General features: G+C 35.3%; 12 protein-coding genes. 5 read left to right on the top strand and 7 right to left on the bottom strand.

The genetic code is table 11. From position 1 onward, the window contains the following. Positions 1 to 460 precede the first annotated feature (460 nt). The 4 genes from O9307_RS13140 to ruvC form a co-directional block, all read right to left on the bottom strand. Complete coding sequence (locus O9307_RS13140) at positions 461 to 838, bottom strand: GxxExxY protein (protein ID WP_298300072.1); 378 nt, start codon at positions 836 to 838, stop codon at positions 461 to 463. A gap of 403 nt (positions 839 to 1,241) precedes the next feature. Next, a complete protein-coding gene (gene hemW / locus O9307_RS13135) occupies positions 1,242 to 2,411 on the bottom strand; it encodes a radical SAM family heme chaperone HemW (RefSeq protein ID WP_298300070.1) in 1,170 nt (389 codons plus the stop codon). A 107-nt stretch (positions 2,412 to 2,518) separates the two neighbouring features. After that, a complete protein-coding gene (locus O9307_RS13130) occupies positions 2,519 to 2,890 on the bottom strand; it encodes a four helix bundle protein (RefSeq protein WP_159688061.1) in 372 nt (123 codons plus the stop codon). Positions 2,891 to 3,013: 123 nt separating this feature from the next. Continuing rightward, positions 3,014 to 3,568, bottom strand: coding sequence for a crossover junction endodeoxyribonuclease RuvC (gene ruvC / locus O9307_RS13125; protein WP_159691043.1), 555 nt, complete (start codon positions 3,566 to 3,568; stop codon positions 3,014 to 3,016). A 102-nt stretch (positions 3,569 to 3,670) separates the two neighbouring features. On the opposite strand from ruvC, the gene O9307_RS13120 reads away from it, so the two are divergent. Both O9307_RS13120 and O9307_RS13115 read left to right on the top strand, forming a co-directional pair. Continuing rightward, entirely contained in the window at positions 3,671 to 4,663 is a 993-nt protein-coding gene (locus O9307_RS13120; protein WP_298300067.1) for a lysylphosphatidylglycerol synthase domain-containing protein, read from the top strand. Between the two features lie 5 nt (positions 4,664 to 4,668). Next, entirely contained in the window at positions 4,669 to 5,766 is a 1,098-nt protein-coding gene (locus tag O9307_RS13115; protein ID WP_298300065.1) for a glycosyltransferase, read from the top strand. A gap of 4 nt (positions 5,767 to 5,770) precedes the next feature. Here O9307_RS13115 and O9307_RS13110 read toward each other — a convergent pair whose 3' ends face one another. The 3 genes from O9307_RS13110 to O9307_RS13100 are packed head-to-tail and all read right to left on the bottom strand — an operon-like array spanning position 5,771 to position 7,389. Further along, positions 5,771 to 6,478, bottom strand: a complete 708-nt coding sequence (locus tag O9307_RS13110) for a DUF4184 family protein (protein ID WP_298300063.1) — start codon at positions 6,476 to 6,478, stop codon at positions 5,771 to 5,773. A gap of 3 nt (positions 6,479 to 6,481) precedes the next feature. Next, a complete protein-coding gene (locus O9307_RS13105) occupies positions 6,482 to 6,958 on the bottom strand; it encodes a hypothetical protein (RefSeq protein WP_298300061.1) in 477 nt (158 codons plus the stop codon). Between the two features lie 47 nt (positions 6,959 to 7,005). Next, complete coding sequence (locus tag O9307_RS13100) at positions 7,006 to 7,389, bottom strand: hypothetical protein (protein ID WP_298300059.1); 384 nt, start codon at positions 7,387 to 7,389, stop codon at positions 7,006 to 7,008. Between the two features lie 57 nt (positions 7,390 to 7,446). On the opposite strand from O9307_RS13100, the gene O9307_RS13095 reads away from it, so the two are divergent. The 3 genes from O9307_RS13095 to O9307_RS13085 all read left to right on the top strand — a co-directional run bounded on the left by O9307_RS13095 (position 7,447) and on the right by O9307_RS13085 (position 10,056). Next, positions 7,447 to 7,947, top strand: a complete 501-nt coding sequence (locus tag O9307_RS13095) for a DUF456 domain-containing protein (protein ID WP_298300057.1) — start codon at positions 7,447 to 7,449, stop codon at positions 7,945 to 7,947. 218 nt (positions 7,948 to 8,165) lie between these two features. Then, entirely contained in the window at positions 8,166 to 8,585 is a 420-nt protein-coding gene (locus tag O9307_RS13090) for a helix-turn-helix domain-containing protein (protein WP_298300055.1), read from the top strand. Positions 8,586 to 8,676: 91 nt separating this feature from the next. After that, positions 8,677 to 10,056, top strand: a complete 1,380-nt coding sequence (locus O9307_RS13085) for a porin (RefSeq protein ID WP_298300053.1) — start codon at positions 8,677 to 8,679, stop codon at positions 10,054 to 10,056. Positions 10,057 to 10,068 lie beyond the last annotated feature (12 nt).

Here is a 10,068-nt window from a genome sequence, read left to right as displayed (position 1 = left end):
GCGAACCTTGCGGTTAAAAATAGGATAGCAATACTCAAAGGAATTAAAAGAGTAGCAAATAATCTTTAAATAAATGATTTCTTTGCGACCTTTGCGTAAACCTTTGCGAACCTTGCGGTTAAAATTAGTATAGAAATAGTAAACTGAATTATAAGATTATCATATAATATTTAATTAATTTTTTCTTTCCTTGTTTTTACCCGAAGGTTTGCAAAGTTTTTACTCAAAGTTCGCAAAGAAATCATTTATTTAAAGATTATTTGCTACTCTTTTAATTCCTTTGAGTATTGCTATCCTATTTTTAACCGCAAGGTTCGCAAAGTTTTTACACAAAGTTCGCAAAGAAATCATTTATTTAAAGATTATTTGCTACTCTTTTAATTCCTTTGAGTATTGCTATCCTATTTTTAACCGCAAGGGTCGCAAAGGGTTACGCAAAGGTCGCAAAGAAATCATTTATTTAAAGATTATTTGCTACTCTTTTAATTCCGTTTTTGATTAATACAACATTAAAATTTATAAGCAATCCTAGTTTACAATTCGTTAATTTCAAATAAGTTAGTAATTGAGCAAAATGAACTTCATTTAAGGCGTCCACCGATTTTATTTCTAGTATTAATTTATCTTCAACTACTATATCTATGCGATAGCCAACATCCAATTTAACTTCTTCATAAATCAAAGGCAATGGTTTCTGTTTTTGAACGGCTAATCCTGATTTTTTTAATTCATAGAACAAACATTCTTCATAAGCACTTTCCAAAAGGCCTGGGCCTAACGTTTGATGGACTTTTAATGCACAATCAAAAACAACTCTTGATAATTCGTTTTCAGTCATAATTTAGTTATTGTGATTTTTTAACCGCAAAGAACGCAAAGGTTTACGCAAAGGTCGCTAAGCTTTGTCTTTGTTGTTTTTAAAATAAATGTAAGAAAAAATTTTAATCCTTGCGAAGCTAGCGGTTAAACTCATTCAAATTTAAACACATCGTCTTCAATATTACTTTACCTAAAAAATCCTTGCGAACCTAGCGTAAACCTTTGCGCCCCTTGCGGTTAAAATCATTCAAATTTAAACACATCATCTACAGTTTTATTTTACCAAAAAAATCCTTGCGAACCTAGCGTAAACCTTTGCGCACCTTGCGGTAAAAATCATTCAAATTTAAAAACATCGTCTATAATATTATTTTACAAAAAAATCCTTGCGAACCTTGCGTAACACTTTGCGTTCTTTGCGGTTAAACCTCCGAATTTATATAAAACAAATCACTCGCAATTCCATCTGTCAAGAATTTTCCTTTAGAAGTTGGTTTCAGAATATTGTTCTCGATAGCGAGCAACTCATCCTTTACGAATTTCTCAGATTGTTTAATGAGATAATCTAAATAGGGCTGTCCAAATTCTTTTTCAATTCTGTCTAAAGCAACGCCCCAAATGGTTCGCAATCCTGTCATAATGTATTCGTTATAACGGTCAGCTGTAGATAAGATTTCTTTTTCGTTGGGCAATTGATTTTGTTGAATGGCTTTCAGATACAAAGCATTATTCGCCACATTCCAACTTCTCGAAATGCCGTCATAACTGTGCGCTGAAGGACCAATTCCGATGTATTTTTTCCCTAACCAATACGCCGAATTGTTCTTTGAAAAATAATTTTCCTTTCCAAAATTGGACAACTCATAATGAATAAAACCATTCTTCTTAAGGGTTTCGACTAGTATTTGGAAATGCGCTTCGGCTACTTCGTCTTTAGGCGCATCAATTTTACCCTTTTGGATGAGTGTATTCAAAGCGGTTTTAGGTTCTACCGTCAAGGCGTAACTCGAAATATGAGGCACACCAAAACGCAATGCAGTTTCGATATTTTGTTGCCATTGTTCATTACTCATCCCCGGAATACCATAAATCAAATCGATTGAAATATTATCAAAATATTGAGTCGCGAGTTCCAAACATTTTTGAGCTTCTACCGAATTGTGCGCGCGATTCATCATCGCTAAATCGGCTTCAAAAAACGACTGAATTCCAATACTAAGTCTATTGATTGAACTTTTGGACAATTCCACAATTCGCTCACTGGTCAAATCATCAGGATTTGCTTCAAGGGTAATTTCTGGATTTTCAACAACACTGTAATGCTGGTACACTTCTGCAATCAAGAATTCAATTTCTTCAGAAGTCAGTACCGAAGGCGTACCTCCTCCAAAATAAATCGTTTCCACTTCCCAGAATTCAGCATCATTTTTGTCACTTCGAGCGCAGTCGAGAAGCTCATTTTTGCGTATTTGCAATTCTTTGGCAATAGCCAAAACCATTTCCTCCTTTTTCTTCATCGAAGTCGAAAAATGAAAATCACAGTAATGACACGCTTGTTTGCAGAATGGGATGTGGATGTAGATGCCGCTCATAGATAAAGTGTTCAGTGGTCAGGATTTAGTGGTCAGTCATTGGAAAGTGTTCTGTATTCAGTTTTTAGTGTTCAATAATAAACTGATTACTAATGACTGAACACTGCTTACTCTTTTTTTACTCCAAATTTTTCTGGATTTAGTATCATATAATTTATCAATCTTCCAACTTCTTTGGAACTTTCAGTTAAACTAGTAAACGACTCTATTGTTATATACTTGCAAGCCAGTGCATATTCCAACCAGCCTTGTGTCTCAGAATTTTCGGCATCAGCATCGGTCAATTTACTATGAAAATACTTAGGATATTCTCTTTTTCTATAGGCTTCAGCAATCGTAATTGTTACGCTTCGCGAACTTCTTCTGATTTGATCTGTTAAAGAATAAGTCTCTTCTTTTGGAAAACTTTTTGACAATTCAAAAACGGCCATAGCAACATCAAACCCTTTTTTATAACTTAATAAATCTTGAAATTTCATATGTTTTATCTAACTAATTACTTTAAATGAACACTTAAAAACTAATTACCAATTTTTTAAATAACATAAGCTGAGCACTAAAACCTGAACACTGACCACTTTTTAAGTTGTACACCCTGAACACTACTTCTTAATTCTATCTTCATTATTCTTCACAAAAGCATCCCAACCTGAGTAGCTTTTCTCGCCGATTGTTTTTCCAGAATTGAAAAAATGACAAACCGCAGCCGCCAAACCGTCCGTAGAATCGAGGTTCTTAGGTAATTCTTTTAGACCTAAAAGTTGTTGCAGCATTTTGGCGACTTGTTCTTTGCTGGCGTTTCCGTTGCCAGTAATCGCCATTTTTATCTTTTTGGGTTCGTATTCGGTAATGGGAATGTCTCTAGAAAGTCCCGCAGCCATTGCCACACCTTGCGCACGTCCTAACTTCAACATCGATTGTACGTTTTTTCCAAAGAAAGGCGCTTCAATCGCGATTTCGTCGGGATGATGCGTTTCGATTAGCTCAATGGTACGCTCGAAAATGACTTTCAATTTTTGGTAATGGTTGTCGTATTTGGACAAAATCAACTCATTGAGCTGTATAAATTCCATTTTCTTATTTATAACCCGAATCAATCCAAACCCCATAATGGTAGTCCCTGGGTCGATGCCTAATATGATGCGTTCGTTTGACAATTTTTTTAGTTTCAAGTTTACCGTTTCCAATACAAAGTTTGTTGTTTCTTTGCAAAATAATTTTACTCACAATAATTCCACGCCACGGCGGATTAAGGGCAGATGATTTCAATTCCACACAAAACTAAACAATTCCTTGTACTTCTAGTCAAACTTTTGATAGTAGGGGGAGCGTTTTATTTTATCTACAACCAACTCGCCAATAATGACCAGCTCGATTGGGAGAAGTTTATTGTGCTGTTTCGCAAAAATCAATCAGTGGGAGGCATTCTTTTCATTCTCTCGTTTAGCGTCTTGAATCGCTATTTCGAAATTTTGAAATGGCAAAACTTAGTCCGTTTTCTTCAGCCTATTTCGGTGGGCGAATCTACCAAACAAGTATTGGCTGCTTTGACTGCGGGTTTGTTTACTCCAAACGGCGTGGGCGAATACGCTGGAAAAGCCTTGTATTTCGACAAAAAATCAACCAAAAAAATCATCTTTTTAAACCTGATTTGCAACGGAATTCAAATGATTTTGAGCATCGTTTTTGGCATTTTCGGCTTGTTGTATTTCAATGCTATTTTCGCCATTATCAAACCGAAAACAGTGCTTTTGCTCTTTGGAGGACTTTTGTTAGTTGTACTGATTGTATTTTTTTCAAAGAAAATCAACATCAAAGGCTATTCTATCGAAAAACTACTTCATAAAATCAATGAGATTCCAAAAGCGATTCATCAAAAAAACATACTGCTTGGAACCTGTCGCTATTTGGTATTCTCGCATCAATACTATTTCTTGTTTTTGGCTTTTGATGTGGATTTACCCTATTTAACAATGATGGCTGCGATTGCTTCGGTCTATTTTCTGGCTTCGTCTTTGCCAACTTTTCAATTTTTGGATTTTGCGGTAAAAGGAAGTGTGGCGGTTTTTTTCTTTGGAATTTTGGGCGTTAACGAGTGGATTGTGGTTTTCATTTCGACTTTAATGTGGTTTTTGAATGTAGTGCTGCCAGTAGCCATTGGAAGTTATTTTGTTTTGAAGTTTAGCCCCCACACGAGCGACAGCGAACTGGCGAAGCAAACCCCCGAAGGGGGAATTAACGACCAAAATTAATCGTTATGATGATTATTTTTTTTAGCATCGTTTTCCTTTATCTTTTGGCTATTATCTGGCTCATTTATGGTTGTACCATTGTACCATTGTACAACAAAAAAGAGGTGACTCCAAAAACCACCTTCTCTATTTTGGTGCCTTTTCGCAATGAAGCCGAAAATTTGCCGATTTTATTAGAAAGTATTTCCAAACTAAAGTATCCGACGGATTTATTTGAAGTGCTATTGATTGATGATGCATCAGAAGAAAAATTTCAAATTCCAAATTCCAAATTCCAAATTACCCTAACAAACACTATTCGACAATCGAATTCGCCGAAAAAAGATGCCATCACGACGGGTGTTCCTTTGGCCAAAAACGAGTGGATAGTGACCACCGATGCCGATTGTGTAGTTCCCGAAAATTGGTTGCTAACGATGGATGCTTTTATTCAAAACCATAAGATTGAAATGATTGCTGGGGCGGTAACTTATGACTGCAAGCCTTCGTTTTTGCATCATTTTCAGCAATTGGACTTGACGAGTTTACAAGGCGCTACTATTGGAAGTTTTGGTATTAACAAAGGTTTTATGTGCAATGGCGCCAATTTTGCTTATACTAAATCTCTTTTTCAAGCCTTGAATGGTTTTGAAGGCAATGACAAAATAGCCAGCGGCGATGATGTTTTTTTATTACAAAAAGCCATAGCCCAATTTCCAGAAAAAGTACACTATTTAAAATCGAAAGAAACCATTGTTCGAACGCAACCCACGAATAGCTGGAAATCCTTATTTCATCAGCGTGTGCGCTGGGCTTCTAAAACCAGTTCCTACCAAAGTCGGTTTGGAATAGGATTAGGACTTGTCGTTTTTGCGGGTAATCTTAGTGTGATTCTGGGATTGGTTTTGGGATTTTTGGGATGGATGCCTTTTATCTATGTCGCGTTGCTTTGGCTAGCCAAATTTATGGTCGATGCGGTATTGCTGTATACAACGCATCGTTTCTTGACTAATTCGAGGATGCGCTATGGGTTAGCCAGCAGCTTGCTATATCCTTTTTTTAGTACTAGTGTGGCGTTGTATGCTGTTTTTGGTTCTTACGAATGGAAAGGGAGGCGATTCTAGAGACCTATAGCTGTTTTTTTATCCAAAAACTACTTATTGCAATCCCAACTATTGAAGAAGAAATCAAACTCACAACAACATTTCCATATTGTACAACTGACAATCCAAAACAAAATCGAATTACCATAATCAGGAAAGTCCAAAATAGAACAAAAACCCAATACCTTTTTTTGACTATGTGGTGGATTATATTCGATGATGGCATTTTATATAAATAGAAAAATAAAGTAGCCATTCCAACGCAAGAGCTTAAATGCTGAAGAATTTTATAGAATGGAATAGCATATATTTCACTTAACAGAGAAGGAAATTCAGAAACAAAATAACCTGTTTCATGCGTAAAACCGTCCCACAAAATATGCGAAGTAGCTCCAATAACAATAGAAACTACTACGATTACGAAATTATTTCGCAAATAATTAATCCAATCTAAGTTTTTTAAATCATCAAGGCGAGAACTAAAAAAAGAAGGCAAATTTTCTATTAATCCTTTTTTTATGATTTGATGAAACAACAAAGCTAATAGTAAAGAAATTGGAATATTAAAAATGAACAAGCCCAAAAAAGTATGACTACTATTGCTTTGAACTTTCATTCTAATGAAATACTCAAAATCAGGACACATAGACCCAACTATTAAACCCGTTGCTGATAATCTCCTAGATTTTATAAATGGAAGTACAATTGCTGGATGCGAAAAAGTAAAAGGCATTATTTATTCCACTTTTAATATTACCGGCAAGATAAATTGTGTCTTCACTGGAATTCCTCGTTTTATCGCGGGATTGACTTTAGGAAAACCGACCAAACGCGCGCGAAGAATACTATCGATTTTGATGGTATCATAAGCCACCGAATCTTTGGGGAATTGTGGTTCAAATTGAAGCGTTGCATTTGGGAATACGGTGACTTTGACTTCGATGGTATCAAGCTCTGGATACAGCGCCGCCAAGGTGTCTACGCTTAATTTTTCTTGAATAAGCTGTGTCAATCGCTCAAAAAAGCACTCTTGTTGTTGCTTCTTGTCGATCAAAGTTTCACAATCTACTAAAGAGGGATACTCATCAACTTCTTTCCAATTGATGGATTTCAATTCTTTTTGCAGCAATTCCTTTTCAGAAGGTACTTGTCTTTCAAAGTATTGACAAGAGGCGAACGCTAGTAACAAAATGTAGCAATAACTTTTACTCAAAGCAGAGTTTTTTGGGTTGGACTTATTTTGGGATAAAAATACACTTATTATTTTTTATTTGGTTTGGATTGGAGATAATCTTCGTATCGCTCCGACATCCATTTCTTCTTATTTTCTTCAGCAATTGCTTTTTTATCGGGATACAATGCTTTCAATCGGTCTGAAAACAAGGCAATTTGAACCGTATAGGTATAAAACTCCTCTTTAGACAGCAGTATATTTGGGTCTTCTTTCTTAGTGAAAAATTCAAAAAACAAAGCATCAAATTCTTTCAAGTTAAAGTTTAATACTTTAGTTTTATACTGAATTGACAACCTTTCTTTTAAAAGGTCATCTTGAGTTTTCTCGTTTTGCGATTGTCCATGACAAAGCAAAGAGAAAAAGAAGCATAAACCCAACCCTATAAAAGTTGAAAAAAGGTCTTTCTTCATAGTTATATCGTAATAAAACACTACAAATGTACTTTCAAAAGTACTAAAAATAAATTTATGGACATACTGCTTTTGGGAGTTGGATTGTTATTTGTTATTCTAGGAATTTTTGGAAGCTTTTTACCTGTCTTGCCTGGACCTAGTTTGAGTTTTATAGGTTTAGTTTTATTGTACTGCACCGATGCAATTCCGGTGAATTATTGGATTTTGGGCATCAGTTTAGTGATTACGCTTCTTTTAACGGTTTTAGATTATATCATTCCCGCCAAGGGAACTAAAAAATTTGGAGGCAGTTCGTATGGAATTTGGGGAACGAATATTGGTTTAATTGTTGGATTACTAGCACCTATTCCTTTTGGATTCATTATTGGTCCTTTTGTGGGTGCTTTTATTGGCGAGATAATCTATGACAACAAAGACCATCAACGTGCACTTAAGGCTGCCACAGGTTCTTTTATTGGCTTTCTAGCTTCTAGTTTCCTGAAATTTATTGTGTGCGTGATGCATTTTGGGGTTTTCGCGTGGATTGTTTGGCAACATAAAGATAATTTGTGGTAAAATTTCAGTACTATAAACACTTCAAAATCAAAAAGCATTTCGGAGTTGAAAAGCTTTCTAGCCATGATTTGAAGTTTTAGTGATTTTTGTTAAAAACTGCGAATTACATACAATTTCGCCTTTATTAATAAGGTTTGCTTAAAAAAAAACAAATTAAACTTCAGTATTGTTTTTTTATAATGTTGCAAAATTACTATATTTATGCAAATTATGTATATATGAAACTTTTATGTTGCCCGAAATGCCAAAGTGATCATTTGATAAAAAGCGGTATCATTGCTAATAAACAAAGGTATTCTTGTAAAAAATGCAATTATTTTTTTACCGTAAATAAATTAGGAAAAAAAATTGATGACTATTATGTTACTAAAGCGTTACAACTATATTTAGAAGGCTTGAGTTATCGCGAGATTGAACGGATTTTGGGCGTTTCGCATGTAACTGTGAGTAATTGGGTAAAATCCTTTAACATCAAAAAACCATCGCAAACTAACTACCACCCGACTTATCGCATTTTAAACCATTCTGAACTAATAGAATACCTAAAAAACAAAAGCCTTTTGACAGGAGCAGGAATGATCATAACCGAACTTGGAGATAAATTTATGCTGATTAAATGGGAGCGTTTTAAAGATTAACTATACTTCTTTACAAAAAAATATAGCATTATTTTTTCTTGTGAAATAAAATTAGAATTTGGCACTGTAAAAACCAACCAAAACTAATTTTATGAAAAAATTTTTCCCTCTGGTAGTAGCGCTCCTATTTTCTTTAATCGCTTTAGCTCAAGGCGCAAGTGAATATGGTAGCGGAATGAAATTTAATTTGAATGATAATGGTTCAAAATACATGCGTTTTATCGTATGGAACCAAATTTGGTTTCGCTCTTCGCAAATGAATCCAGGTACCGTAGTAGGCAATGAGGCTACTACTAGCACCAGTGATATAGGCAATAGAAGGTTACGCTTTTTGGCTTACTCCCAATTATCGCCTCGCTATATGATTGTAACACATTTCGGAATCAACAATCAATCTTTTACAAGCGGTGGTGCCTCAGGAGCTGCTGGAACTGGAGCTTATGGAGCAGGTAAAAAACCAGGACTATTTTTTCATGATGCATGGAATGAGTATGCTGTAGTTTTACCTCAAAAAGATAAAAAATTTAGCCTTTCATTAGGAGGAGGATTACATTACTACATGGGGCTTTCAAGAGAAACGATGGCTTCAACACTAAACTTCTTGACTATTGATGCTCCCATATTTAACTGGCCGCTGATTGAAAATTCCGATCAATTTGCGCGTCAAGTAGGGCTTTTTGCAAAAGGAAAATACGGAAAATTTGAATACCGTTTGAGTCACAACAAACCCTTTGCAACAAATGTAACCCCAACCAATGTAAACAATGCCGCTAATGCTGTTGCCGTTGACAATAATGGCAATGCAAAATGGTCTACCGCAGGTTATTTCGAATACCAATTTTTGGATCAAGAATCTAATTTACTTCCTTTTAAAGTAGGCACTTATGTCGGTACGAAAAAAGTATTCAATATTGGTCTTGGCTTTTATACAGCTCCTGATGCTACAAAATCATCAGTGAACAATCAAATTCAAAAACATGATATGAATCTTTTTGCTGCCGATGTCTTTTTGGATCTTCCCATTGGAAAAAAAGAACAAAAAATGGCCATCACAGCCTACAGTGTGTACTATAATTATGATTTTGGCCCCAATTACTTACGCAACATTGGGATCATGAATATTGGTGCTTCTGATCCTAATTTTACTGGAAATAAAGCTCTTGCCGGTCCAGGAAATGCTCAACCTACTATTGGAAGTGGATCAATTTGGTACACCCAAGCTGGTTTTTTATTGCCAAATAAAAATGAAAAACCAAAAGTTAGAATCCAACCTTATGGAGCGATCACCTATAAAAATTTTGATGCGCTGCAAAAAGCTAGTACACAATATGATTTTGGCGCTAATTTTCTTCTTGATGGACATCATTCTAAAATAACCACACAGTATTCTACTCGCCCTGTTTTTAGCGCACCTGGTGCAAAAGAACAAAGCAAAGGAGAATTTATAGTGCAATTACAAATTTATTTATAAACCAAAAAACAA

Origin of the sequence: Flavobacterium sp., assembly GCF_027531905.1 — a bacterium.
Taxonomy (GTDB): domain Bacteria; phylum Bacteroidota; class Bacteroidia; order Flavobacteriales; family Flavobacteriaceae; genus Flavobacterium.
Note: the sequence above shows the minus strand (reverse complement) of the source record. Positions and strands in the feature narration are given on the sequence as shown.